21 protein-coding genes are annotated in these 25,738 nt (G+C 73.0%); 14 read left to right on the plus strand and 7 right to left on the minus strand.

The window, feature by feature from the left end; all coding sequences use genetic code 11:
- Nucleotides 1-124 precede the first annotated feature (124 nt).
- The 6 genes from ABT403_RS28480 (at nucleotide 125) to ABT403_RS28505 (ending at nucleotide 10,001) form a co-directional block, all read left to right on the plus strand.
- The gene (locus tag ABT403_RS28480) at nucleotides 125-1,696 is read left to right on the plus strand and encodes an alpha/beta hydrolase (RefSeq protein WP_344150305.1); all 1,572 of its coding nucleotides are present in this window, start codon (nucleotides 125-127) and stop codon (nucleotides 1,694-1,696) included.
- A 25-nt stretch (nucleotides 1,697-1,721) separates the two neighbouring features.
- A complete protein-coding gene (locus tag ABT403_RS28485) occupies nucleotides 1,722-3,299 on the plus strand; it encodes an alpha/beta fold hydrolase (RefSeq protein ID WP_344150308.1) in 1,578 nt (525 codons plus the stop codon).
- A 415-nt stretch (nucleotides 3,300-3,714) separates the two neighbouring features.
- Nucleotides 3,715-5,178 carry a xanthine dehydrogenase small subunit gene (locus tag ABT403_RS28490; RefSeq protein WP_344150311.1) on the plus strand — a complete coding sequence of 488 codons (1,464 nt, stop codon included), beginning with the start codon at nucleotides 3,715-3,717 and terminating at the stop codon, nucleotides 5,176-5,178.
- Nucleotides 5,175-7,541 (plus strand): xanthine dehydrogenase molybdopterin binding subunit, encoded by a 2,367-nt coding sequence (gene xdhB, locus ABT403_RS28495; RefSeq protein WP_344150314.1) that lies wholly within the window; start codon nucleotides 5,175-5,177, stop codon nucleotides 7,539-7,541. The genes ABT403_RS28490 and xdhB overlap by 4 nt, the downstream gene beginning before the upstream one ends.
- A 1-nt stretch (nucleotide 7,542) precedes the next feature.
- Complete coding sequence (xdhC, locus tag ABT403_RS28500; protein ID WP_344150929.1) at nucleotides 7,543-8,352, plus strand: xanthine dehydrogenase accessory protein XdhC; 810 nt, start codon at nucleotides 7,543-7,545, stop codon at nucleotides 8,350-8,352.
- A 191-nt stretch (nucleotides 8,353-8,543) separates the two neighbouring features.
- Nucleotides 8,544-10,001: a DHA2 family efflux MFS transporter permease subunit gene (locus ABT403_RS28505; protein WP_344150317.1), complete on the plus strand. Its 1,458-nt coding sequence runs from the start codon at nucleotides 8,544-8,546 to the stop codon at nucleotides 9,999-10,001.
- 9 nt (nucleotides 10,002-10,010) lie between these two features.
- Here ABT403_RS28505 and ABT403_RS28510 read toward each other — a convergent pair whose 3' ends face one another.
- Nucleotides 10,011-10,388, minus strand: a complete 378-nt coding sequence (locus ABT403_RS28510) for an FKBP-type peptidyl-prolyl cis-trans isomerase (protein ID WP_344150320.1) — start codon at nucleotides 10,386-10,388, stop codon at nucleotides 10,011-10,013.
- A 78-nt stretch (nucleotides 10,389-10,466) separates the two neighbouring features.
- The gene (locus ABT403_RS28515; RefSeq protein WP_344150323.1) at nucleotides 10,467-11,120 is read right to left on the minus strand and encodes a DUF1326 domain-containing protein; all 654 of its coding nucleotides are present in this window, start codon (nucleotides 11,118-11,120) and stop codon (nucleotides 10,467-10,469) included.
- Nucleotides 11,121-11,336: 216 nt separating this feature from the next.
- Between ABT403_RS28515 and ABT403_RS28520 the strand changes: the two genes are divergently transcribed.
- Nucleotides 11,337-12,149 (plus strand): DUF2182 domain-containing protein, encoded by an 813-nt coding sequence (locus tag ABT403_RS28520; RefSeq protein ID WP_344150326.1) that lies wholly within the window; start codon nucleotides 11,337-11,339, stop codon nucleotides 12,147-12,149.
- A gap of 24 nt (nucleotides 12,150-12,173) precedes the next feature.
- On the opposite strand, the gene ABT403_RS28525 is transcribed toward ABT403_RS28520, so the two are convergent.
- Together ABT403_RS28525 and ABT403_RS28530 are read right to left on the minus strand one after the other, a co-directional pair.
- A complete protein-coding gene (locus tag ABT403_RS28525; RefSeq protein ID WP_344150329.1) occupies nucleotides 12,174-13,292 on the minus strand; it encodes a fatty acid desaturase family protein in 1,119 nt (372 codons plus the stop codon).
- A gap of 7 nt (nucleotides 13,293-13,299) precedes the next feature.
- Complete coding sequence (locus ABT403_RS28530) at nucleotides 13,300-14,310, minus strand: ferredoxin reductase (RefSeq protein ID WP_344150932.1); 1,011 nt, start codon at nucleotides 14,308-14,310, stop codon at nucleotides 13,300-13,302.
- 131 nt (nucleotides 14,311-14,441) lie between these two features.
- On the opposite strand from ABT403_RS28530, the gene ABT403_RS28535 reads away from it, so the two are divergent.
- A complete protein-coding gene (locus ABT403_RS28535) occupies nucleotides 14,442-15,581 on the plus strand; it encodes a PucR family transcriptional regulator (RefSeq protein WP_344150332.1) in 1,140 nt (379 codons plus the stop codon).
- Between the two features lie 113 nt (nucleotides 15,582-15,694).
- On the opposite strand, the gene ABT403_RS28540 is transcribed toward ABT403_RS28535, so the two are convergent.
- The 3 genes from ABT403_RS28540 to ABT403_RS28550 form a co-directional block, all read right to left on the minus strand.
- A complete protein-coding gene (locus ABT403_RS28540) occupies nucleotides 15,695-17,680 on the minus strand; it encodes a PTS fructose transporter subunit IIABC (RefSeq protein WP_344150335.1) in 1,986 nt (661 codons plus the stop codon).
- 121 nt (nucleotides 17,681-17,801) lie between these two features.
- Nucleotides 17,802-18,758, minus strand: a complete 957-nt coding sequence (pfkB, locus tag ABT403_RS28545) for a 1-phosphofructokinase (RefSeq protein ID WP_344150338.1) — start codon at nucleotides 18,756-18,758, stop codon at nucleotides 17,802-17,804.
- Nucleotides 18,755-19,516 carry a DeoR/GlpR family DNA-binding transcription regulator gene (locus ABT403_RS28550; protein ID WP_344150341.1) on the minus strand — a complete coding sequence of 254 codons (762 nt, stop codon included), beginning with the start codon at nucleotides 19,514-19,516 and terminating at the stop codon, nucleotides 18,755-18,757. The genes pfkB and ABT403_RS28550 overlap by 4 nt, the downstream gene beginning before the upstream one ends.
- Nucleotides 19,517-19,836: 320 nt before the next feature.
- Here ABT403_RS28550 and ABT403_RS28555 point away from each other — a divergent pair, with 320 nt between their 5' ends.
- The 6 genes from ABT403_RS28555 to ABT403_RS28580 all read left to right on the plus strand — a co-directional run bounded on the left by ABT403_RS28555 (nucleotide 19,837) and on the right by ABT403_RS28580 (nucleotide 25,660).
- Nucleotides 19,837-20,109 carry an HPr family phosphocarrier protein gene (locus ABT403_RS28555; protein WP_344150344.1) on the plus strand — a complete coding sequence of 91 codons (273 nt, stop codon included), beginning with the start codon at nucleotides 19,837-19,839 and terminating at the stop codon, nucleotides 20,107-20,109.
- Nucleotides 20,106-21,767, plus strand: coding sequence for a phosphoenolpyruvate--protein phosphotransferase (gene ptsP, locus ABT403_RS28560; protein WP_344150347.1), 1,662 nt, complete (start codon nucleotides 20,106-20,108; stop codon nucleotides 21,765-21,767). Before ABT403_RS28555 ends, ptsP begins: the two co-directional genes overlap by 4 nt.
- Nucleotides 21,768-21,956: 189 nt before the next feature.
- On the plus strand, nucleotides 21,957-22,430 hold the full coding sequence (locus ABT403_RS28565; RefSeq protein WP_344150350.1) for a hypothetical protein: 474 nt from the start codon (nucleotides 21,957-21,959) through the stop codon (nucleotides 22,428-22,430).
- A 13-nt stretch (nucleotides 22,431-22,443) separates the two neighbouring features.
- Complete coding sequence (locus ABT403_RS28570) at nucleotides 22,444-23,784, plus strand: Dyp-type peroxidase (protein WP_344150353.1); 1,341 nt, start codon at nucleotides 22,444-22,446, stop codon at nucleotides 23,782-23,784.
- A gap of 27 nt (nucleotides 23,785-23,811) precedes the next feature.
- Nucleotides 23,812-24,909: a catalase family protein gene (locus tag ABT403_RS28575; RefSeq protein ID WP_344150356.1), complete on the plus strand. Its 1,098-nt coding sequence runs from the start codon at nucleotides 23,812-23,814 to the stop codon at nucleotides 24,907-24,909.
- Nucleotides 24,910-25,012: 103 nt separating this feature from the next.
- On the plus strand, nucleotides 25,013-25,660 hold the full coding sequence (locus ABT403_RS28580; RefSeq protein ID WP_344150359.1) for a TetR/AcrR family transcriptional regulator: 648 nt from the start codon (nucleotides 25,013-25,015) through the stop codon (nucleotides 25,658-25,660).
- Nucleotides 25,661-25,738 lie beyond the last annotated feature (78 nt).

The raw sequence follows: 25,738 nt of genomic DNA on the forward strand, positions 1-25,738 counted from the left end.
CGCGGCCGCCGGAGTGCGTCGGCCCGGGGGACCCGGTAGCGTCGAAATGCGTACGTTCCGCCCATACCGTCGCGCCGCTGTCCGCAACGGGCAGCCGCAGGAGCCGGCAGAGGAACGGGATCCCATGGCGAAACACACCCGCGACACGGCGGCCGCGGCGGCCGCCCTGGTCTTCCTGACGGGGCTGATGGCCGCGCCGGCGGGCGCCGCCACCCCCGGCCCCGCGTCCCCCGCCCCGTCCTCGTCCTCCTCCTCGTCCCCATCGTCGTCCCGGGCACGGTTCGTGCCCGGCCCCTGCCCGAAGACGGCCGAACCGGTCCCCGAGCTGGCCAAGGCGCGCTGCGGCTTCCTGGAGGTCCCCGAGAACCGGGCCCGCCCCGGCGGACGCACCCTCCGGCTGGCCACCGCGGTCCTCCCGGCCGTCTCGGCGAAGCCCGCGGCCGAGCCCGTGGTGTTCATGGCCGGCGGCCCCGGCGGCGAGACCTTCGACGACATCCCCTTCCTGGTCTCCTCCGGGCTCAACGCGGGCCGCGACCTGATCGTCATGGCGCAGCGCGGCAACCGCTACGACGAGCCGAACCTGGCCTGCCCGGAGGTGGACCGCTTCAACGCCCGCTACGTGGGCCTCGGTTACGACTCCGCGCAGGCGAAGTCGCAGATGCTGGACGCCTTCAAACAGTGCCGGGCCCGGCTGACCGCCGACGGGACCGACCTCGGCGCCTACAACACCGTGGAGAACGCGGCCGACTTCGCCGACCTGCGCACGGCCCTCGGCATCGCGCGATGGAACGTCTACGGGTACTCCTACGGCACCAACCTCGCCCTCACCCTCCTGCGCACCCACCCCGAGGGGATCCGCGCGGTGGCGATCGACTCGGTGACGCCCCCGCAGAGCGTGGTCCTGCCCTGGGGCTGGCCCAGCGCACAGGAGGGCGTCGGCGCCATCCTCGACGCCTGCGCGGCCCAGCCGGCCTGCGAGAACCGCTACCCGGACCTCCGCAGGACCCTGGACGAACAGGTGCGCAGGCTGGAGGCCCACCCGCTGACGCTCACCGCCTCCCCGCCCAAGGGCGGGAACCCGGTCAAGGTCGTCCTCGACGGGGGAGCGGTGCTCAACGTGCTGGTCGCCAACACCATCAAGCCCGTCGACGTCCCGGCGGCCATCGACGAACTGGCCCACGGGAAACCCGACCGCTTCGCCCGCGCCCGGGCGGTCGACGCGACCCCGTCCCTCGGCATGACCGCCCACGGGCTGACGGAGTCCGTGGCCTGCGCCGAATGGACGCCGGGGGTCGCGGAATCCGACGTGCTGGCCGCCGGCCGCAAGGCCTTCCCCGGCTGGCCCGACACCGTCCTCGCGCAGACACCGCAACTTCCCTTCCAGTTCGACGTCTGCCGGACCTGGAACGTTCCCGACCGTGCCGCACAGCAGCGGGTGGCCGCCGTCAGCTCCCTGCCGGTGCTGCTCCTCTCCGGGACCTTCGACCAGAAGACCGGTTCGGAGTTCGCCAAGGACGCGGCCCGTACGCTGTCCCGCTCGACCTCCGTGAAGATCCCCGGGATCACGCACTGGGTGGTCCCCCAGTCGCCCTGCGCGGCGAAGGTGCTCGCCTCCTTCCTCGACCGCCCCACCGCACCCGACACCGGATGCGTGACCGGCCTCGCGCCGGCCCCGTTCACGATCACCCCGAAGTGACCGCCCGAAGCGAGCCGGAGGGCACATGACACTCCACCGCAAGCCCCGCCGCAGCACCACCGCGAGGCGGCTGCGCACCACCTCGGCCGCCCTGGCCGCCGGCGTCCTCGTCACCGGCCTGTTCACGGTGCCCGCCCACGCCCGTCCGGCCGGTACGGCCGCCCGCGCGGCCGGCGACGCCCGCTTCGACCCGGGCCCCTGCCCCAGGACGGCGGACCCGGCCCCCGGACTCAAGGGCGCCCGCTGCGGAACGCTCACCGTGCCCGAGAACCGGACGAAGCCCGGCAGCCGCAAGATCAGGCTCGGCGTGGCGATCGTGCCGGCGCTCGCGGCCGACCCCCGGCCCGACCCGATCGTCTGGCTCGCGGGCGGCCCCGGGGACGACGCGGTCAGCGAGGTGAAGCTGGCCCTCGACGGCGGCCTGAACCGCGACCGCGACGTCATCTTCATGTCCCAGCGCGGTACGTACTCCGCCGACCCGGCGCTCACCTGCCCGAACATCGACGAGTTCAACGCGCGCGCGACCGGACTCGCCTACGACTCGCCCGACACCGAACGCCTGCACGTCCAGGCCACGAAGACCTGCCGGGACCGGCTGGCCGGCCTCGGCGCCGACCTCGGGGCCTACAACGACGTCGAGAGCGCCGCCGACCTCGCGGACCTGCGCACCGCGCTCGGCCTCAAGCAGTGGAACCTGTACGGCATCTCCTACGGCACCCAGCTGGCGCTCGTCACCCTGCGCCTGCACCCGGAGGGCATCCGCTCGGTCGGCATCGACGGCATCCTGCCGCCCTCCACCGCCGGTGAGGCCCTGACCTGGAGCGCCGCCAAGCAGGGCTTCGACGGCCTGTTCAAGGCCTGCGCCGAGCAGCCCGCCTGCAACGACCGCTATCCGAACCTGCCCGCCACCTTCGAACGCCTCGTGGGCGAACTCCAGGCCAAGCCGGTCACCACCACCGTGAAGCTGCCCGACACCCACCGGCAGGTCAAGGTGGTCCTGGACGGCGTGGCCCTGGTGAACTGGCTGACCTCGGCCACCCACGTCGCGACCCAGGTGCCCCGGGCCCTCGACGAGCTGGACCACGGCAGACCCCAGCGGATCGCCGAGCAGTGGTCGGCCGCCAAGTACAGCCCCCAGGCCGTCGGCCGGGTGTCCCACGGACTGGTCTACGGCGTCTTCTGCAGCGAGTGGACCCCGTACGAGGCCCGCGACGCGGCGCTGCGCGGCGGCGAGGAGGCCTTCCCGTCCTTCCCGCGCACCGTCCAGTCCCAGTCCCCGCAACTCGCCTTCCTCCACCAGGACTGCGACACCTGGAACGTCCCCGCCGCTCCGCGCTCCATCCGGGACGCCACCACGAGCGACGTCCCCACCCTGGCCATCTCGGGCGGCTTCGACTCCCAGACCGGAGCGGCCAACGGCCCGTACGTCGCCCGCACCCTGAGCCGGGCCACCGTCGTCACGGTCCCGTACGAGCCGCACGTGGTCTTCGCGACCTCGAAGTGCGCCCAGTCCATCGTGGTCTCCTTCTTCGACACCCCCACGGCCCCCGGCACCAGCTGCCTCAAGGGCCTGAAGCCGCCGGTGTTCGACACCGGCCGCTGACCGCCACCGGGCGGATCATCGCGCCAGGTCCACGGGGCAGCCCGTCGCCGCCCCGTGGACAGGTGCTTGACCGATCAACCTGCGGCGTCGTAGCTTCGGGCGGAACGACTCGTGAGCCCAGGGAAGGAGGCGACGTCGGATGTCCACCGTCTCCGCACCGCTCCGCCCCGCCCACGAGGTCGCCTGGGCCCCCGGCCGTGTAGCACACGGCTGCTGAACGCCCCCCTCATCCCGGTGTGCCCGATCGCGGCCCCGGTTTCTCCGTTTCTCCTGTTTCTCCCGCACCGCCCGTGGCGCGCCGTCATACCGACGTGCGCGCCCCGGGTTCTTCGAGCTGCGCCACCGAAAGAGAAAGCTCCTGAAATATGGCGACTAGGACGACCAACCCCGTTATGTTCGGAAATGAGGCCGCGCGATGACAGCGGCACACCTCACCGTCAACGGGAAAGAGACCCCGCTCGCGCCGGCCGCGCCCCACACCACGGTGCTGGACTTCCTGCGCGAACGCGGCCTCACCGGCACCAAGGAGGGCTGCGCCGAAGGCGAGTGTGGTGCCTGCTCGGTCCTGGTGGCCCGGCCCGGCGTGGACAAGCCCACCGACTGGGTGGCCGTCAACGCCTGCCTGGTGCCGGCCGCGGCACTCGACGGCCAGGAGGTCGTCACCTCCGAAGGCCTCGCCACCGCGGGCGAGCCCGGCACCCCGCCGGCCCTGCACCCCGTCCAGGAGGAGATGGCCGTCCGCGGCGGCTCCCAATGCGGCTACTGCACCCCCGGGTTCGTCTGCAGCATGGCCGCCGAGTACTACCGTCCCGACCGCTGCGCCCACGCCGCGACGGACGCCGGAGCCGGCCCCGAACACGGCCCGAACGGCTTCGACCTGCACGCCCTGAGCGGCAACCTCTGCCGCTGCACCGGCTACCGCCCCATCCGCGACGCCGCGTTCGCCGTCGGCACGCCCACCGGGGACGACCCCCTCGCGCGGCGCCGCGAGCAGGCCCCGCCCGGGCCCGCCGCCACCGCCTACACCCAGGGCGGCGCAGCCTTCCTGCGGCCGGGCACCCTGGCCGAAGCGCTGCGGCTGCTGCGCGAGCGGCCCGGGGCCGTCGTCGTCGCCGGCAGCACCGACTGGGGCGTCGAGGTCAACATCCGCTCCCGCCGCGCCGATTGCGTGATCGCCGTCGACCGGCTGCCCGAACTGCGCGCCCTGGACATCGCGTCCGGCCACATCGAGATCGGCGCCGCCCAGACCCTCACCGAGATCGAACGCCGCCTCGCCGGCCGCGTCCCCCTCCTCGCGGAGCTCTTCCCCCAGTTCGCCTCCCGGCTCATCCGCAACAGCGCCACCCTCGGCGGCAACCTGGGCACCGGCTCGCCCATCGGCGACAGCCCGCCGGTGCTGCTCGCACTGGAGGCGTCGGTGGTCCTCGCCGACGCCGACGGCGAACGCGAAGTCCCCCTCGCCGCCTACTTCACCGGCTACCGGCAGAGCGTGCGCCGCCCCGGCGAACTCATCCGCGCCGTCCGCGTCCCGCTGCCGCTGTCGCCCGTCACGGCCTTCCACAAGATCGCCAAACGGCGTTTCGACGACATCTCCAGCGTCGCCGTCGCCTTCGCCCTCGACATCCAGGACGGGACCGTCCGCAAGGCGCGCATCGGCCTCGGCGGCGTCGCCGCCACCCCGATCCGCGCCCTCGCCACCGAGGCCGCCCTGGAGGGCCGGGCCTGGACCCGGGAGACCGCCGAGGCCGCGGCCGAGGTGCTCAGGGCCGAGGGCACGCCCATGGACGACCACCGCGCCAGCGCCGGGTACCGCTCCGCGATGCTCGGCCAGAGCCTGCTGAAGCTGTACGCACAGACCACCGAGGCGGTGTCTTCATGAGCCAGTTGTCCCAGCGCCCCGAAAAGCCCGCCGTCGGGCTCCCCCTGCCGCACGAGAGCGCCGGCCTGCACGTCACCGGCGCCGCCCTCTACACCGACGACCTGATCCACCGCACCAAGGACGTCCTGCACGCCTACCCGGTCCAGGTCATGAAGGCCCACGGCCGGATCACCGCCCTGCGCACCGGACCCGCGCTCGAAGTGCCCGGCGTCGTCCGCGTACTGACCGCGGCCGACGTGCCCGGCGTCAACGACGCCGGGATGAAGCACGACGAGCCCCTCTTCCCCGACACGGTCATGTTCCACGGCCACGCCGTCGCCTGGGTGCTCGGCGAGACCCTGGAGGCCGCCCGGCTCGGCGCCGCCGCCGTCGAGGTGGAACTCGACGAACTGCCCTCGCTGGTCACCCTGTCGGAGGCGATCGAGGCCGAGAGCTTCCACGGGGCCCGCCCCGTCATGCTGGCCGGCGACGTCGACGCCGGATTCGCCGACTCCGCGCACGTGTTCACGGGCGAGTTCCGCTTCTCCGAGCAGGAGCACTTCTACCTCGAGACCCACGCGGCCCTCGCCCACATCGACGAGGCCGGACAGGTCTTCGTCCAGAGCAGCACCCAGCACCCCTCCGAAACCCAGGAGATCGTCGCGCACGTCCTCGGGCTGCACAGCCACGAGGTGACCGTGCAGTGCCTGCGGATGGGCGGCGGCTTCGGCGGCAAGGAGATGCAGCCGCACGGGTTCGCGGCCGTCGCCGCCCTCGGCGCCAGGCTCACCGGCCGGCCCGTCCGCGTCAGGCTCAACCGGACCCAGGACCTGACCATGTCGGGCAAGCGCCACGGGTTCCACGCCGCCTGGAAGATCGGCTTCGACGCCGAGGGCCGCATCCAGGCCCTGGAGGCCACCCTCACCGCCGACGGCGGCTGGAGCCTGGACCTGTCCGAGCCGGTCGTGGCCCGGGCCCTGTGCCACATCGACAACACCTACTGGATCCCCAACGCGCGCGTCTCCGGTCGCGTCGCCAAGACCAACAAGGTCTCCAACACCGCCTTCCGGGGCTTCGGCGGCCCCCAGGGCATGCTGGTGATCGAGGACGTCATGGGCCGGTGCGCGCCCCTTCTCGGCCTCGACCCCACCGAGCTGCGGGAGCGCAACTTCTACCGCCCCGGCCAGCACACCCCGTACGGGCAGCCCGTCACCCAGCCCGAACGGATCACCGCCGTCTGGGAGCAGGTCAAGGAGAACGGCGCCCTCGCCGACCGCCGGCGCGAGATCGCGGCCTTCAACGCCGCGCACCCGGACACCAAGCGGGCCCTCGCCCTCACCGGCATCAAGTTCGGCATCTCCTTCAACCTCACCGCCTTCAACCAGGGCGGCGCGCTGGTGCTGATCTACAAGGACGGCTCGGTCCTGATCAACCACGGCGGCACCGAGATGGGCCAGGGCCTGCACACCAAGATGATCCAGGTCGCCGCGACCACCCTGGGCATCCCCCTGCACAAGGTCCGGCTGGCACCGACCCGCACCGACAAGGTGCCCAACACCTCCGCCACCGCCGCCAGCGCCGGAGCGGACCTCAACGGCGCGGCCGTGAAGAACGCCTGCGAACAGCTGCGCGGCCGCCTGCTGGAGGTGGCCGGCACCCAGCTCGGCGCCAACGCCTCGGACGTGCGCATCGTCGAGGGCGTCGCCCGCGTCCTCGGCGGCGACCGCGAGCTGGCCTGGGACGACCTGGTCCGCACCGCCTACCTCCAGCGGGTCCAGCTCTCGGCGGCCGGCTTCTACCGCACCGAGGGGCTGCACTGGGACGCGAAGGCCTTCCACGGCTCGCCGTTCAAGTACTTCGCCCACGGCGCCGCCGCCACCGAGGTGGAGGTGGACGGCTTCACCGGCGCCTACCGCATCCGGCGCGTCGACATTGTGCACGACGTCGGCGACAGCCTCTCCCCGATGATCGACATCGGGCAGGTCGAGGGCGGCTTCGTCCAGGGCGCCGGCTGGCTCACCCTGGAGGACATGCGCTGGGACACCGGCGACGGACCGGGCCGCGGCCGGCTGCTGACGCAGGCCGCCAGCACCTACAAACTGCCCAGCTTCTCGGAGATGCCCGAGGAGTTCCACGTCACCCTGCTGACGAACGCCACCGAGGAGGGGGCGGTCTACGGCTCGAAGGCGGTCGGCGAGCCCCCGCTGATGCTGGCGTTCTCGGTCCGCGAGGCACTGCGGCAGGCGGCGGCCGCCTTCGGCCCGGCCGGGGCCAGTGTGGAACTCGCCTCCCCCGCGACCCCGGAAGCGGTGTACTGGGCGATCGAGGCGGCCCGCGCCGGCGTGCCGTCGCGCACCGGCACGAGCGCCCTGAGCCATGCCTGACATGACCTGGGTGGCCGCGGTCGCGCGGTTGCGGGACCGCCGGGAACCCGGCGCGCTCGTGACCGTCGCGACCGTGCGCGGCCACGCACCCCGCAAGGCCGGCGCCAAACTCGTCGTGGGACGGACCGGGACCTGGGGTTCGATCGGCGGAGGCAACATCGAGGCCGTCGCCATCGACCGGGCCCGCGAGGTGATCGGGACCCCCGGAGCGGAACCGGAACTCCTGGAATTCGCCCTCAACGACAAGGTCACCGGCCGGCACGGAGTGCAGTGCTGCGGCGGCGCCGTCAGCGTCCTGCTCGAACCCCTGCCGGTCGTCCCGGCGGTGGCGGTCTTCGGCGTCGGGCACGTCGGACTCGAACTGGCCCGCATCCTGGCCCGTTTCGACCTCGACCTGCACCTGATCGACACCCGCCCCGACCAGCTCGCCGAGGAACGGCTCGCCGTCCTCGGGGACGCGGTGGCGCAGGTCCACGTCCACCACACCCCGCTGCTCCCGGAGGAGGTGCTCGGCGAACTGGCCCCCGGCACCCACGTGCTGATCATGACGCACGACCACGCCGAGGACGCCGCCCTGTGCGACGCCGCCCTGCGCACCCCCGGTCTGGGCACCATCGGCCTGATCGGCTCGGCGGCCAAATGGACCAGGTTCCGCCACCGCCTGTCCACCGAGGGCGGCCATGACGACGCGGCCATCGACCGCATCAAGACCCCGATCGGCATGGCGGAGATCACCGGCAAGGAACCCGCCGCGATCGCGGTGGGGGTCGCCGCCGACCTCCTGCGCACGTTCGAACGGGACGGCGCCTGAACGCCGCCGCCGGCCGGAGCCCCTCCGGCCGGCGGCGGCGTGATCACACGGGCACCGTCGCCAAAACGGGTTGAGCCCGGGCGGCGGCACCGAGAAGATCGGAGAGGGAACACCGATGAGTTCCTCCCGGCGCGGCGGTCCTAGCAGGTGACCCGCCACGTGCGCAGGAGACTCACCCGACGGAAGGCGCCATGCCCGCACCCCTCGAAACGCCCACCCTCCCCCCGGCCCGCGTCACCGCCGTGCTGCGGATCCTCGTGCTGTCCACGTTCGTCGTCTTCCTCAACGAGACGATCATGGTCAACGCGATCCCCCGGCTCATGCGCGAGTTCGAGGTCACCGCCGCCGCCGCGGGATGGCTCTCCACGGCCTTCATGCTCACCATGGCCGTCGTCATCCCCGTCACCGGGTGGTTCCTCCAGCGCGTGACGACCCGGACCGCCTTCACCCTGGCCATGGCGCTCTTCCTCACCGGTACGGCCCTGGCCGCCGCGGCGCCCGCCTTCCCCGTCCTGCTCGCCGCCCGCGTCGTCCAGGCGAGCGGCACCGCCGTCATGATGCCGCTGCTGATGACCACGCTGATGACCCTCGTACCCCCGCAGGACCGGGGCCGCGTCATGGGCAACATCACCCTGGTCATCTCCGTCGCACCCGCCCTCGGCCCCGCCGTCTCCGGCGTGCTGCTCCAGATCGGCTCGTGGCGCCTGCTGTTCCTGGCCGTGCTGCCCATCGCCGCCGCCATGGCCGTCTTCGGCCGGCGCCACCTCGTCAACGTCGGCGAGCCGCAGGCCGGCCCGATCGACTGGCCGTCCGTCCCGCTGGCGGCGGCGGGCTTCGGCGCCCTCGTCTACGGCCTGAGCCGGCTCGGCGCCGCGAACGCGGCCTCGGACCGTATCCCCCCGCTGGTGACCACCCTGGCGGGCGCCGCCCTGGTGGGCCTGTTCGCCTGGCGGCAGCTGGCGCTCCAGCGCTCGTCCACCCCGCTGCTCGACCTCCGCACCCTGACCTTCCGCCACTTCACGGTGGCGCTCGGCCTGATGTGCCTGTCCTTCATGGCGCTCATGGGCGCGTTCATCCTCCTGCCGATCTACCTCCAGGAGGTCTGCGGCCTGACGTCCCTGCAGACCGGGCTGCTCCTGATCCCCGGCGGCCTGACCATGGGCCTGCTCGGACCCCAGGTCGGCAAGGTCTACGACCGGGTCGGCGCACCGCGCCTGGTCATACCGGGCGCCGCGCTCACCGCCCTGTGCCTCGCCCTGTTCACGCTCACCGGCGAGGGCACCTCGCCGTGGCTGGTGCTCGCCCTCCACGTGGCCCTGAGCGCGGGGATGGCGTTCGTCTTCACCCCCGTCTTCACCTCCGGCCTCTCCGTGCTGCCGCCGCACCTCTACCCGCACGGCTCCGCCATCCTCGGCTCGCTCCAGCAGGTCGCGGCCGCCGCCGGAACCGCCCTGGTCATCAGCGTCATGTCGGGACACGCCGCCACGGCGGCGGCGGGCGGCGCAGAACCCACCGGCGCCCTGGCCACCGGCGTCCGCTGGGGCTTCGGGGTCGGCGCCGTACTCGGCGCACTGGCCGTCCTGGTCGCCCTCCTGATCCGCACCCCGCCCGCCGTGCGGCAGCCGGCCGAAACGGCGGTCGAGGGCTGAGCGCGGGGCTCAGACCACCGAGAGCAGGTCCACCACGAAGACGAGGGTCGACCCCGCCGGGATCAGCCGCGAGGGCGACTGCTTGCCGTAGCCGAGGCGCGGGGGAACGATGATCTCGCGCCGCCCGCCGACCCTCATCCCCCGGATCCCCCGGTCCCACCCCTTGATGACCCTGCCGCCGCCCACGGCGAACTTGAACGGCTCCCCCCGGTCCCAGGAGGCGTCGAACTCCGCTCCGGACGCGAAGGTCACCCCCACGTAGTGGACCCGGACGACCCTGCCCGGCTTCGCCTCGGCCCCGTCCCCGACGACGAGGTCCCGGACGGTCAGCTCCTCGGGAGCCTCTCCCTCCGGGACCTCGACCTCGGGCTTCGTCAGTTCACTCACCGCAGTCCCACCCTTCACTCTCCGCTCTCGGCTCTCCAGGGTAGGGCTGCGTGGGAGCCGGACTCGCGGTGGCGGTCCTCAGCCGGGGCCGGACCAGTCGAAGGTGATGGTCTTGCTGGACTTCCCGGTGCGGTTCCAGGTGAAGCCGAAGGCGTCGGCCCGGTCCGTGGTGGCGCGGCCCCAGGTGGCGAGCTGACCGGGGCCGGTCTCGCAGCCGGGCAGGTTGGTCGACTGCACGCGGGCACCGTCCGGGGTGGTCGGTCCCGTGAGCGCCTCGGCGCGGGCCTCGAACACCCCGGGAACGGCGGCCCGCCAGGTGGCCAGGTCCTCGTCGATCTCCACCTCGATGGGCGCGAAGTCCATACCCCGCACCTCGAAGGCGCCCATGGTCACCAGCTGCGCGGGCCAGCTGCCGGCCTGGCCGCTGAAGATCATCTGGAGGGCCTGGCGCTGCCCGTCGTCGGCCCGCTCGTCGAAGAGGAACGCCGCGTACGAGTCCGAGTGCTCCGCCCAGATGTTGCCGGTGAAGGAGCCGAGCATCGCCATGTTCAGGCCGTCGAGCCGGACGTCGCCGTAGGTGCCCTCGCGGATGTGCCACACCAGAATGCCTTCGCAGTCGCCGGTGGTCGGCGGCTGGGCGAACGAGCACGGGCACGGAATGTCGCACTTGCACACGTCGAACCAGTCGCCCGCCAGGCGCCAGGCCGGCACGGCCTCTGCCGCCTGTGTCATCGCTCTCACTCCTCACACAGCCTTGGCCGCGGGTCGCGGGAGCGGAAGGCGGGACCCGTTGATCCGCGTTCGTCCGGCCGCGCCCGGCGGCCGGAACCGGTCGATTCCATTCCTCCCCTCCATCGTGCGCCCGCGCCGCCCCGGAGACCAGCGGTGCGGGGGTTGCCGTCCCCGGGATCCGTGCTGTGCTGGAAGGGGGTCCGAGGGGAGTACGTCATGCCGACGGTTCAGCGGCCGGACGCGAAGGACGGCCCGTTGCGGGCGGGAGCGCTGCTGCCGGTCCGGGACCTCGCCGTCGCCTGGTCGCTGATCGTCCTCATCGCGGCCCTGGCCTGGGCGCTCACCGTGGGCCAGGCGGAGGGCACGGGGGTCGGGCCCGGCACGATGGGGATGGCGCTGCCCCTGTTCCTGCCGCTGTGGCTGGCGATGATGGCGGCGATGATGCTGCCCTCCGTCGCCCCCGTCGCGGTGACCTGGGCCAGGGGGATCGCCCGCCAGTCGGGAGGCGCCGTACGGGCGCTGCGCACCACGGCCTTCCTCTGCGGCTACCTGATCGCGTGGACCGCGTTCGGCCTCCTCGCGTACGGCGGTCTGGCGCTCACCGGTGCCCTGGTCGACCGCGACCCGGGCACCGGGAAGTGGATCGGCGCGGCCGCCTTCGCACTGGCCGGGCTGTACCAGTGGGGCCCGCTCAAGGACGTCTGCCTGCGCCACTGCCGCAGCCCGATGGCCCAGCTGATGCGCTACGCCGCGTACCGGCCGCGGCTGCGCGACCTGAGGGTGGGGCTCCACCACGGCGCGTACTGCGTCGGCTGCTGCTGGGCGCTGATGGTCGTCCTGATCCCGCTCGGCGTGATGAACGTCGCGGCGATGGCGGCGGTGGCGGTGCTGATCTTCCTGGAGAAGCTCTGGTCCAGGGGGCCGCGGCTGGCCCGGCTCGCGGGCCTCGCCTTCCTGGCGCTGGCCGTGCTGGCCCTCTTCCAGGACTGGCCCCTGCCGGGCCTGCGGAGCCCGATGACCCCGATGTGAGCCCCCGGCCCGGTGCCGGGGGAATCAGGCCGCGACGAGTTCCCGCTCGCGGTCCGGCGTCCCGGCCTTGGGCTTCCTGTTCGGCAGCGAGAGCCGGAAGACCTTGCGCCACGCGGAGAACACCTGCTTCGGCAGCGGCCCGGTGACGTACTCCAGCTCGTACTTCTCGAACAGCGCGCGCACCTTCACCGCGACCTCGGCGTACCGGTTGCTCGGCAGGTCCGGGAACAGGTGGTGCTCGATCTGGTGCGACAGGTTGCCGGTCATGAAGTGCATGGCCCTGCCGCCGCTGATGTTCGCCGAGCCCATCATCTGGCGCAGGTACCACTGGCCGCGCGTCTCGCCGTTGATCGACCGGCGCTCGAAGACCTGCACGCCCTCGGGGAAGTGCCCGCACATGATCACCGAGTGGGTCCAGATGTTGCGGACCAGGTTCGCGGTGAACGTGGCGGCGAGCGTGGTGAGGAACGACGGGCCCGACAGCAGCGGGTGGATCACGTAGTCCTTGAGCACCTGCTTGCGGATCTTGCGGCCCACGGCCCTGGCCCGCGCGCGGAACTCCGGGTCCTTGCGGCGGCGCCCCCGCAGGTTCTTGCCGAGCTCCAGGTCGTACGCCGCGATGCCGTACTCGAAGAAGCAGGCGTTGACGAAGTTCCACAGCGGCTGGCCGAGGTGGAACGGGTGCCACCTCTGGTCCTCGTCCACGCGCATGATGCCGTAGCCGAGGTCGTTGTCCTTGCCGATCACGTTGGTGTACGTGTGGTGCAGCTCGTTGTGCGAGTGCTTCCACTGGTCGGACGGGGAGACGTGGTCCCACTCCCAGGTGGTGGAGTGGATCTTCGGATCCCGCATCCAGTCCCACTGGCCGTGCAGGATGTTGTGGCCGATCTCCATGTTGTCCATGATCTTCGCCACGGAGAGCCCGGCGGTGCCGATCAGCCACGCGGGCGGGAAGAACGAGAACAGCAGCACGCCCCTGCTGACCAGCTCGAGCTTGCGCTGCGCCGAGATGACCTTGCGGATGTAGGCGGCGTCCTTCTCCCCCCGGCTGGCGATCACCTCATCGCGGATCGCGTCCAGCTCGCGGCCGAGCTCCTCGATCTGCTCCGCGGTCAGATGGGCGGTGGGGTCGATGGCGGTCAAGTTGGTCCTACCGTTCGATGTCGCAGGGGCCCGCCGCGGCGGACACACAGGTCTGGATGAGGACGCCCGGTTCCGCCTCGGTGATCTCGCCGGTGCGCAGGTCGCGGACGGCGCCGGCCTTGAGCGGCGTGACGCAGCCGAAGCAGATGCCCATGCGGCACCCGGACGGCATGAGGACGCCGGCCTCCTCGCCGGCGTCCAGCAACGACGTGGCGCCGTCCGCGTCGACGGTCCTGCCGGTGGCGCTGAAGGTGACCTCGCCGCCGTCGCCGGTGACGACGGCGGCGGTGTGGAAGCGTTCGGTGTGCAGGAGCTCCCGGACGCCGTGCTCGCTCCAGTGCCGCTCCGCCGCGTCGAGCAGGCCCGCGGGTCCGCAGGCCCAGGTCTCGCGCGCGGCCCAGTCGGGCACCAGTTCGCCGAGACGGGCGATGTCGAGCCTGCCGTCCGTGCCGGTGTGCACCTCGGTGAGCCGCAGCTTCCCGCTCGCGACCAGGTCGTGCAGTTCGTCGCGGAAGATCACGTCCTGCGGCCGTGGCGCGCAGTGGACCATGACGGCGTCCTCGAACTCGGTGTCGCGCAGCATGCCCATCACGGGCGTGATGCCGCTGCCGGCCGTCAGGTAGAGCACCTTGGCGGGCTTGGCCCGCGGCAGCACGAAGTCACCGGTCGCCTGGCCGAGCTGGATCAGCGTGCCCGGTCGCGCCCTGCGGACCAGGTGGTTGCTGACCTTGCCGTCCGGGGTCGCCTTCACGGTGATCGTGATCCGGCCGTCCCGGCGGTTCGCCGGAGAGGTGAGGGAGTAGGCGCGCCACAGGCGCCTCCCGTCGACGTCGACCCCGATCCGCACGTACTGACCGGCCCTGTGGCCGCGCCAGCCCCGCCCCGGTCTGATCACGATGGTCGAGGCGTCACCCGTCTCGGGGTGCACGGCCTCGATGCGCCCGCGCAGGTCGGCGCCCGCACGCAGCGGACTGACCAGGTCGAGGTAGTCCGACGGCAGCAGCGGCGTCGTGACCATCTCCAGCAGTTTCCACGCCCCACTGCGGAGGGCTGCACTCGTCATGACCCCAGCTTGATGTGCCTCAAGGCGTAAAGTCCTGACCGCAGGACGTAAATCTGTCCGGCTGAATTGTTCGCAGGGAATGAAACATGAGCCACCCCATCCGGAGGGTCACCGAACCGGCCCTGGATCAGACGACGGTCACCGCGCTTCGCGCGGCGCTGACGACCACCGCCGACGAGGTCGTCCAGGCGATCATCGACGAGGTCCCTCCCTACGCCAACGCCCTTTCCGGCCGCATGGGCGTCACCATCCGCCGGGCCGTCCGCACCGCCCTCGGGCACTACCTGGACCTCGCGAGCGGGAACGCCACGGGCGGCGACGCCGGCGACGCGGCCTACGAGCTGGGCCGAGGCGAGGTGCGCGACGGCCGTTCGATGGACGCCCTGCTCAGCGCCTACCGCGTCGGCGCCCGCGTGGCCTGGCGATGCCTGGCGGCGGGTGCCGTCCCCGCGGGTCTGCCCGCCGCCGAGGTCGCCAAGTTCGCCGAGCTCACCTTCGCCTACATCGACGAGCTCTCCGCCGCGAGCGCCGCCGGCCACGCCGACGAACTGGCCGCCCGGGGCCGGGACCACGAGCGCCACCTGGAACACCTGGCCCGCGACCTCCTCGCCGGCGCGAGCCCCGACGTGCTGCTGGCCTCCGCTCAACGGGCCGGGTGGCAGCCCCCCGTCTCACTGACCGCGGTCCTGCTGCCCGCCGCCCAGGCCCGGCCCGCCTACCGCACGCTCGACCCGGGCACCCTCGTCCTCGACGATCTGCCGGACGCCTCCGGTGTGCTGCTCGTCCCGGATGCCGACCGGTCGCATCTGTTGCGGCAGCTGACCGACCGCACCGCCGTGGTCGGCCCGCCCCGGCCATGGACGCGGGCGTCCGCCTCGTACGCACGAGCCGAACGTGCCCGCTCCCTCTCCCGTGAAATCCGCGACACCGAGGACCACCTGCCGGAGCTGGTGCTGAGCGCCGACGTGGACGCGTACGCGGACCTGCGCGCCCGGGCCCTCGCCCCCTTGCGGACCTTGCCCGTCGCGACCGCACGGCGGCTGGAGGAGACGCTGCGGGCGTGGCTGCTGCACCAGGGCAGGCGGGACGAGGCGGCGGCGGCGCTGTTCGTCCACCCCCAGACCGTCCGGTACCGGATGGCGCAGCTCCGGGAGCTGTTTCCGGATCTGGCGTCGCCACACCGGGTTCTCGAACTGACGCTGGCGGTCGGTCTCCGGGGCGGCTGACGCGTACGTCGGCCGACCGGCCGGCGGGCCGCGGAGACCGGCGGGTTCCCGGCCCGGCCGCCCGTTCCCACCGGGCGGCCGGGTCACCGGCGGGCGTCCCGCGGCCCGTCGGGTCAGACGGCGGCCGGCTGCTTCCCGGCGAGGGAGGCGGAGGGCGCCGGGGCGGCGGCGGACTTCCGCATGCCCTTGAGCAGCACCACCACCGCCGTGGTGACCACCGTGCCCGCCGCGATCGCGACCAGGTAGAGGAACGGGCTGCCGATCAGGGGGAGCACCCAGATCCCGCCGTGCGGGGCACGCAGGGTGGAGCCGAAGGCCATGACCAGACCACCGGCGGTCATGCTGCCGGCGATGCCCGCCGGGATGACGCGCAGCGGGTCGGCCGCCGCGAACGGGATCGCGCCCTCGGTGATGAACGAGGCTCCGAGCACCCAGGCGGCCTTACCGTTCTCCCGCTCCTCCGGGGTGAACAGCCCGCGCCGGACGACGGTCGCCAGGGCCATGCCCAGCGGCGGGGTCATGCCCGCGGCCATCACGGCGGCCATCACCTTGAGGCTGCCGGCGTCCGGGGTGGTACCCGCGGTGGTGAGCACACCGGCCGCGAAGGTGTAGGCGACCTTGTTGAGCGGACCTCCCATGTCAAAGGCCATCATCGCGCCGAGCAGCACGCCGAGCAGGATCGCGTTGGAGCCGGAGAGGCCGTTGAGCCAGCCGGTCAGGCCGTTCATCGCCGAGGCGATCGGCGAGCCGACCACCACGAACATCAGGAAGCCGACCGCCGCCACGGACAGCAGCGGGATCACCACGACCGGCATGATGCCCTTGATCGCCCGGGGCACGTTCCAGCGGATCATCCACAGCACCAGGAAGCCCGCGGCCAGGCCTGACACGATGCCGCCGAGGAAGCCCGCGCCGACCGCCACCGAGACGGCACCGCCGGCGATGCCGGCGGCCAGTGCCGCCCGGTCCGCGATCGCCCAGGCGACGTACCCGGAGAGGACGGGGACCAGGAAGCCGAAGGAGGTCTTGCCGGTCTGGAACAGCATCGCCGCCCAGCTGTGCGAGGAGGTCCAGTCGAAGTGGCCCAGCACGGACGGCGCGGAGGCGATCTGGTAGCCGCCGATCGCGAAGGCGAGCGCGATCAGCAGTCCGCCGGCCGCCACGAACGGGATCATGTAGCTGACGCCCGTCATCAGGTACGTGCGCAGCCGCTGCGCCCAGTGCTCGCCCGCGGGTGCGGCCGGCGCGGCGGCCGGGGCGGTGCTGCCGCGCGCGGCCGCGCCGGCTTCGGTGACCAGTCCGGCGGCCTGCGCGATCAGGTCGTCGGCGCGGTTGACCCCGGCCTTGACGCCCACGTCGACGGTCGGCTTGCCGGCGAAGCGGGCCCGGTCCCGTATCTCCACGTCATGGGCGAAGATCACCGCGTCGGCCGCCGTGATGACCTCGGGGTCGAGCGGCGTCGCCCCGGCCGACCCCTGGGTCTCGACCTGGATCCGCGCCCCCGCCCGGGCGGCGGCCAGTTCCAGGGCCTTGGCGGCCATGTACGTGTGGGCGATGCCGGTCGGGCAGGAGGTCACCGCGACGAGCCGCAGCCCGCCGCCGGAAGCGGCCGTCTCCGCGACGCCGGCCGGCGGCTCCTCGCCGTTGATCCGCGCCGCGACCGCGCTCGGGCTCTCGGCGTCGCGCAGGGCGCCGGTGAAGGCGGGGTCCATGAGGCGGCGGGCCAGCCCGGCGAGGATCCGCAGATGGGTATCGTCCGCGCCGGCCGGAGCCGCGATCATGAAGATCAGGTCGGCGGGCCGTCCGTCCGGGGCGTCGAAGTCCACCCCCCGGGCACTGCGGCCGAAGGCCAGGCTCGGCTGCGTGACGTGGGTCGACCGGCAGTGCGGAATGCCGATCCCGTCACCCATTCCGGTCGGGGCCTGGGCCTCCCGGGCGGCGACGTCGGCGAGGAAGCCGTCGAGGTCGGTGACTCGCCCCTCGGCGACCAGCCTCTGGGCGAGGACGCGGAGGGCTTCGTTCTTGTCCTCGGGGGCGAGGTGGAGATCGACGAGTGCGGGTGTGATCAGCCCGCTGGTCTCGCTCATCGTGTCGGTCATCGTGTCGATCCTTCGACTGGTTCCTGACGGTGTCCCTTGCCCCCGGGAAGCGCTGCCCTTCCGTCCCACACGGCCGGGCGTGCTGCCTCCTGAGGACGAATCCGTCCCCAGGAGGCCGTTCTCAACCGCGGAGCGGCCGGTCGAGCGGGAGGTCCGCCGTCACGACCACCGCGGCCGGGTCCAGATGGGCCGGGGTCGGCATGACGCTCCCCGGCAGTTGTACGGCGGCGGCGCCGTGCGCCAGGGCCGCCACGAGGGCCTCGGGGCCGGTGCCGCCGGCGCCGAGGAAGCCCGCGAGCGAGGCGTCGCCCGCTCCCACGTCGCTGCGGACGGCGGCGACCGGTGCGGTGCCGTACCAGCTGTCCTCGGCGACGAGCAGCATCCCGTCCGCACCGAGGCTGGCGAGGACCTGCCGGGCGCCGAGCTCGCGCAGCTCCCGGGCCGCGTCCACGGCGTCGCCGACGGTGCGGACCGGGCGGCCCACGGCCTCCGCGAGTTCCTCCCGGTTGGGCTTGACCACGTCGGGGCGGGCCGAGAGCGCGGCCAGCAGCGCGGGACCGGAGGTGTCGAGGGCGATCCGCGCACCACCCGAGTGCGCCTGGGCGACCACGTCCGCGTACCACTCGGGTGCGAGACCGCGCGGCAGGCTGCCGCAGCAGGCGAGCCACCGCACGTCGCTCCCGGTGCCCTGCCCGGTCTTCTGGGCGTCGCGGACGAGCGCGAGCAGTGCGGCCGACTCGGCGGCGCTGAGTTCGGGGCCCACGGCGTTGATCTTCGTGAGGGCGCCGCCGTCCTCGGCGATCGAGACGTTGATCCGGGTGTCGCCCGCGATCGTGACCGCCGCGACGTCGATGCCCTGGCGGCGCAGCAGGTCGGCGAGCAGTTGCCCGGAGGCACCGCCCAGGGGGAGGACCGCGCTGGTGCGGTGGCCGGCGGCCGTGAGCGCGCGGGAGACGTTGACGCCCTTGCCGCCCGGATCGAGCCGGTCGTGCGAGGCCCGGTTGACCTCGCCCGGGACGAGGGTTCCCAGTTCGTAGGTGCGATCGAGGCTGGGGTTCGGGGTGATGGTGACGATCATGCGCGGATGACTTCCGGTCCGTGGTTCTCGATCGCGGCGGCCTGCTCGTCCGTCAGCCCGGTGTCCGTGACCAGCACGTCCACCTGGTCCAGCGAGCCGAAGCGGGCGAAGTGGCGGGCGCCGTACTTGGAGGAGTCGGCCACCAGGACGACCCGCCGGGCACCGGTGAGCATGGCCCGTTTCACGGCGGCCTCGGCGAGGTCCGGCGTCGAGAGGCCGCCCTCCGGGGAGAAGCCGTTGGTGGCGATCACCGCGACGTCCGCGTGGACGTCCGCCAGGTCGCGCAGCGCCCACGCGTCGACGGCGGCCTGGGTGCGGTGGCGCAGTCGGCCGCCCACCAGGTGGAGGGTGAGCCCGGGGTGGTCGGCCAGGCGGGCGGCGACCGGGAGCGCGTTGGTGACGACGGTGAGGCCGCAGTCGGCGGGGAGCAGGCCGGCCAGCCGGGAGACGGTCGTCCCGGCGTCGAGGATCACGCTGCCCTCGGCGGGCAGCAGGGCGAGGGCCGCCTTGGCGATGCGTTCCTTCTCGGTCGCGGCCGTGGAGTCCCGTTCGGCCAGACCGGGCTCCAGGTGCAGCGCGCCGGCGGGCAGCGCGCCGCCGTGCACCCGGTGCAGCAGACCGGCCCGGTCGAGGGCGCTCAGGTCACGCCGGATGGTCTCCTGCGTGACGCCGAAGTCCTCGGCGAGTGTCGGCACGTCCACCCTGCCCTGCTTCTGAGCGAGGCGGAGGATCTCTTGCTGCCGCTCGGGTGCGTACATGTGGGATTGGGTCCGTTTCATGTCTGTTCGCGCTTGCTTCAGGCCGACCATACGCGCTCCGACCGAAAAAGCAAGAGGTCGTACGGGCTTTGCGCTCATCTTTGAATTTGCCCGAATCTGTTGACATGGGTCGACGATCGGACGTAGAACCAACCGAAACAACGCGTTCACGGGCTTGAAACCACGGTCTGCCCGGCCCTCCGCCACCGCCCCCGTACCGCGGAGACCGGGCTCCGATCGCCGTGGCCCACTCCCCGGCCGACCCGGATCCCACCCGGGCCGGCGCCCGTCTCCCTGCTCACCTCCTCCAAGGACCTCCCATGCACTCCATCCAGGTCACCGTCGGCTCCCGGAGCGGCCTGCACGCCCGCCCGGCCTCCCTGTTCGTCCAGGCCGCCGCCCGCCAGCCGGTCAAGGTCACCGTCGGCCGCCCGGGACAGGTCCCGGTCGACGCCCGCAGCCTGCTGTCCGTCCTCGCCCTCGCCGCCGGCTGCGGCGAGGCCCTGGAGCTCACCGCGACCGGCGACCAGGCCCAGGACTCGCTGAAGGCGCTCGCCGACCTGCTCGCCTCCGACCTCGACGCAGCGGCATGAGCGATCCGATCCGCGGGATCGGCGTCGGCACGGGCAGCGCGGCGGGCCCGGTCGCCCGGATGGCGTCCGTACCCGCGCTGCCCGCCCCGAGGCCCGTCACCGACCCGGCCGCCGAGGCGGCGGCGGTCCGCGCCGCCCTCGGTGCGGTCATCACCGATCTGGACGAGCGGGCCTCCCGCGTGCACGGCCCCGCTGCCGACGTGCTCGCCGCGCAGGCCATGATGGCCGCCGATCCGGTCCTTGCCGACGCGGCCGCCGCCCTGGCCGGACAGGGCACCGACGGCGCCCACGCGCTCGCCACCGCCTTCGACGGATTCCGTACCGCGCTGGTCGCCGCCGGCGGTCATTTCGCGGAGCGCGTCGCCGACCTGGACGACCTGCGCGACCGCGCGGTGGCGCACCTGCTGGGCCTGCCCGTGCCCGGTCTGCCCGACCCGGGACACCCGTACGTCCTGGTGGCCGAGGACCTGGCGCCCGCCGACACGGCGCTGCTCGACCCCGCCCGGGTGCTGGCCCTGGTCACCGTCCGCGGCGGGCCGACCAGCCACACGGCCATCCTCGCCAAGGCGCTCGGCGTCCCCGCCGTGGTCGGCTGCGCCGGTGCCATGGAGCTCGACGACGGCCGGCAGGTCCTGGTGCACGGCGCGGACGGCCTGGTCGAGCCCGACCCGAGCCCGGAGGCCCTCGGGCGGGCCGCCGAACGGGAGCGCCGCCGCCGCGAGCTGACGGCCCGGGTCCAAGGGCCGGGCCGGACGGCGGACGGCCATCCGGTCGCACTCCTCGTCAACCTCGGAGCGCCGCACGAACTGCCCGGCGCGGCCGCGGCCGACGCCGAGGGCGTGGGCCTGTTCCGCACCGAGTTCCTCTTCCTGGACCGCGCCGAGGCGCCGGGCCTCGCCGAACAGGCCGCCGCCTACCGGCGGGTCTTCACGGCCTTCGCCGGCCGCCGGGTCGTCGTCCGCACGCTCGACGCGGGGGCGGACAAGCCGCTGCTCTTCGCCACGGCCGCCGATGAGGAGAACCCGGCCCTCGGCGTCCGCGGCCTGCGGACGGCCGCCCGCGACCCCCAGCTGCTGGAGACCCAGCTCGCCGCGATCGCCGAGGCCGCCGAGGACGGCGCCGCGCAGGTGTGGGTGATGGCCCCGATGGTGTCGGTCCCTTCCGAGGCGGCCGCGTTCGCCGCCCGGGTCCGCGCGCACGGCCTGCCGCTGGCCGGCGCCATGATCGAGGTCCCGGCGGCCGCCCTGCGGGCCGACCGGCTGGCGGAGGTCTGCGACTTCTTCAGCATCGGTACTAACGACCTGGCCCAGTACACCTTCGCGGCCGACCGTACGCTCGGCTCCCTGGCCGGGCTCCTCGACCCGTGGCAGCCGGCCCTGCTCACGCTGGTCGCCTCCGCCGCCCGTTCAGCGGCCGAGCACGGCCGCCCGGTCGGCGTGTGCGGTGAGGCGGCCTCCGACCCGGTGCTGGCCCTGGTGCTGGTCGGCCTCGGCGTCACCAGCCTGTCGGCCGCGCCCGCCTCGCTCCCCGAGGTACGGGCGGCCCTGGCCGCCCACACCCTCGCGGAGTGCCGCGAACTCGCCGAGCTGGCCCTGCTCGCCGACGACGCCGCCGACGCCCGCGGCAAGGTCCGGTCGAGGATCGCGGGAGGCGGCTGAGAAGGCGTCGACGGGCGAGTGGCGCGTTGGCAAAGCCTCCGTCATGGCACCTCTCCTTGTGGTTCAGCGTCGGCGGCCGACGCTGAACCACTTCGCTGCAGGCGAGTTTGAGCATCCTCGCATAACTGATTACATCATCAGTTTGTCCTCCTTGTCGGCCAGCGGCTCGGCGACGCGGAGCTTGAGCAGATGGCCGAGCACGCCGTCACCACCGCCGGCCGGATCGGAGCCAAGAGCGGCGAGGTGTCCGAGCTGACCACGATCCTGCCGCTGAAGCCGAACGGCGCCGAACGCCTGCGGAGGTTCTTCAAGCTGGTCGGCGGGAATCTCGCGGGCGCCGGGCAGGTCGGCACGCTGCACAACATGCGCTTCGTGTTCCTCGACGGCGACACCAAGCTGCTGTTCGCGACCGCCTTCGACGGCGAGTGGGACCCCTACATCGACGACTTCGCCACCAAGATCCCCGACTTCATGGACTACCTGTTCTCCAATGTCGAGGGCTGGCCCGGCATCACCTCGCCCGAGGTGAAGGACTTCATCGTCAAGTACCAGGTCCCGGCGGAATCGTGGTTCGTCGCCCACCCCAACCTCACCGTCGCCGAAGCCCACCGGCTCAAGCGGCAGGAGGCCGCGGTGCAGCGCTTCCTGTCGGACCTCAACTGAAGGAAGGCGCACCATGCCTTCCCCGCTGTTCCGGCGGCTGCGCCGGCCCCCGACCCTGGACCTCGACGACATCCAGGCGACACTGCTGCGGGCCCGGCCCGAGCCCTACTTCGGCACCCACGCGATCCTGGAGATCACCGAGCCCGCGGCGGGCGGGGAACTGCTGCGCAGGCTGGCTCCGCGGGTGACCTCGGCGGCCCGCTGGGACGAACCGCGGCCGTCCTGGCTGGCCCTCGCCCTCAGCCACCGGGGCCTGGTGGCGCTGGGCGTGCCGGAGACCTCACTGGCCTCCTTCCCCGCCAACTTCCGTGCCGGAATGGCCGCCCGCGCCGAGCGGCTGCGCGACACCGGCGTGAACGCGCCCGAGAACTGGGAGTTCCCCTTCGGTACGCCGCGCGTGCACGTCGCCGTCACGGTGTACGCCGCGAGCGAGGACGACCGGCGTACCGAAGTCGCCGCCTACGAGAAAGAGCTGGGTGAGGTGTCCGGTGTGCGGCTGCTGTCCCACCAGGACTTCGCGGCCGACGGGTTCAACGTGTTCGGCTACCGGGACGGCTTCAGCCAGCCGGTGGTCGAGGGCAGCGGCGCCGAACCGCTGCCCGGCGACGGGCGCCCGATCAAGGCGGGCGAGTTCGTGCTCGGATACCCGAGCGAGACGGGCGTCCCGCTGCCGGTGCCGGTTCCGGACGTCCTCGGCCGCAACGGCACCTACGTGGTCTTCCGCAAGTACCACTCCCACGTCGCCGCCTTCAACAAGTGGCTGCACGACAACGCCCGTACCGAGGCCGAACGCGAACTGCTGGCCGCCAAGCTCGTCGGCCGCTGGCGCAGCGGCGCACCGCTGGCCCTGGCCCCCGAACGCGACGATCCCGCGATCGGCGAGGACCCGAACCGGATCAACGACTTCGACTACGCGGCCGACCCCCGCGGACTGCGCACCCCGCTGGGTTCCCACATCCGCCGGATGAACCCGCGCGACACCAGGCTGACGGTCCTCACCGACGTCAACATCCGCCGGATCGTCCGCCGCGGGACCTCCTACGGCACCCCGCTGCCCCCGGACCGGCTGAAGGACGACGGCAAGCCGCGCGGCCTGGACTTCATCGCCCTCGGCGCACGCGCCATCGACAACGTCGAGTTCCTGCAGAGCGAGTGGGTCGGTTCCGGAAACTTCATGGGCCTGGGCAAGGAGAAGGACCCGATGATCTCCCTCCAGGACAAGGGCGCCTACTTCACCGTGCCCGGCACTCCGCCCCGCAGGGTGCGGAACATCCAGTCCTTCAACACCCTTCTCGGCGGCGAGTACTTCTTCATGCCCAGCCTCTCCGCCATCCGCTGGCTCGGCGGCATCTGACCCCCCACCCTCGCGCGGAGGCCACCCATGACCACACCCCGCACGTACGTCCGGTACCGCCCCGACCTCGAACAGCCCCTCCCTGACGAGGAGGAGCTGATCCGCCAGGTCGTCGAGGCCATGGGCAAGGCCAACCGGCAGGTCGCCGACAAACACCGGCACGGCCTGCGTGACGCGCACGCCAAGAGTCACGGCGTCCTCGCCGGCGAACTGCGTGTCCACTCCCGTCTCCCGGCCCACCTGGCCCAAGGCCTCTTCACCGAACCGGCCGCCTACCCGGTGATCGTCCGCTTCTCCTCCGCCCCCGGCGACCTGCGCTCCGACCAAGTGCCCGTCCAGCGCGGCATCGCCGTCAAAGTCATCGGCGCGCCCGGCCCCCGCGCCCTTGACGACGGCCACACCACCCAGGACCTCCTCCTCGTCAACCACCCCACCCTTCCCTTCGGGAACATCGCCGAGTACGCGAAACTCCAGGACCTGCTCGAAAAGCAGCCCCGCCAGAGCGACCGGCAGCTCCAGCTGACCGGGCTGGCCGCCCGCGCCGCCGCCAAGGCCCTCACCCGCGTGGGACGCCCGCTCCCACCGGCCGTGGAGACCCTGGCCGCCGCCAACCACCACATCCTCGGCGAGACCTTCTACTCGATGGCCGCGCTGCGCTACGGCGACCACGTCGCCAAGATCTCGGCCGCCCCGCGCTCCGCGAACGTACGGGCCCTGACCGGCCGGCCCGTCGAGAAGAAGGCGGGAGAATCGGCGCTGCGTGACCTCGTGGTCGACTTCTTCGCGCACGACAGCGCCGAGTACGACATCCGCGCCCAGCTGTGCACGGACATCGACCGCATGCCGGTGGAGGACGCGTCGGTCCTGTGGCCCGAGGAGCTGTCACCCCACGAAGCCGTGGCCGTGCTCCACCTGCCCGCACAGGACGCCTACAGCGACGCCCGCCGCCGCTACGCGGACGACGTCCTGTCCTTCAGCCCCTGGCACGCCCTGGAGGCCCACCGTCCGCTGGGCTCCATCATGCGCTCCCGCCGCGCGGCCTATCCCAGCTCCAGCGACTTCCGTCACCGGCTCAACGGGGTCGACCCCCAGGAGCCGGCGAGCATCACGGAACTTCCCGCCTGACCAGGCAGGACGTCCGGGGAGGCGGCCACGGATCGGGGCGCGACCCACATGTCAGAATGAACGGGCCCGTTCCCCGTCCGGTTTTCATCATCGAGGTTCCCGCGTGTCCCAGCCCGTCGGCCGCGTGCCGCAGCGACGCAATGCACGGTCCAACCGGGCGCGCATCCTGGCCACCGCGCGCCAGGAGCTCGGACGGAACCCCGACACCACTCTGGAGGAGCTGGCGCGCGCCTCCGGTGTCGTCAGGCGCACCCTTTTCGGGCACTTCCCCGGACGGGCGGCGCTCCTGGAGGCGCTGGCCGAGGAGGCCGCCGAGGCCCTCCAGGCCGCCGCGGCGGCCGGGGTGGAGGCGACGGACCCGGCCGAGCGGGCCCTCGCGCGCTTCTCGTTGTCGATGTGGCCGGTGGGCGACCGCTACCGGATGCTCCTGGCGCTGGCCCAGCGGGACCTGGGCATGGAGAGGGTCGGTGAGATCCTCAAGCCCGCCCGGGTCAGGGTCACGGCCATCCTGGAACGGGGGCAGCGGGACGGCGTCTTCCATTCCCACCTGCCGCCCGCGGTCATGGGTGCCGGGCTGGAGGCGATGACGGTCGCCCTGCTGGAAGAGGTCAACACCGGCGCGCTGGAGGACGACGGGACGCGTACCGCCGTCGCCACGCTCATCGCGGCCGGTGTGCCGGAGAAGCAGGCGCACGTCGTGGTCGATGAGGTGGCCGCCGTGGTCGCGGCGCAGGCCCTCGCCGAGGGCTGAGTTCCGGTACGGCGGTTGACGCGGAGACCGGACGGACCCCGGTGCGAAGGCACCGGGGTCTTGTCACGTGCGCCCGGC

The sequence above is a fragment of the Streptomyces sp. NPDC000075 genome, from assembly GCF_040301925.1.
Classification (GTDB): domain Bacteria; phylum Actinomycetota; class Actinomycetes; order Streptomycetales; family Streptomycetaceae; genus Streptomyces; species Streptomyces polychromogenes.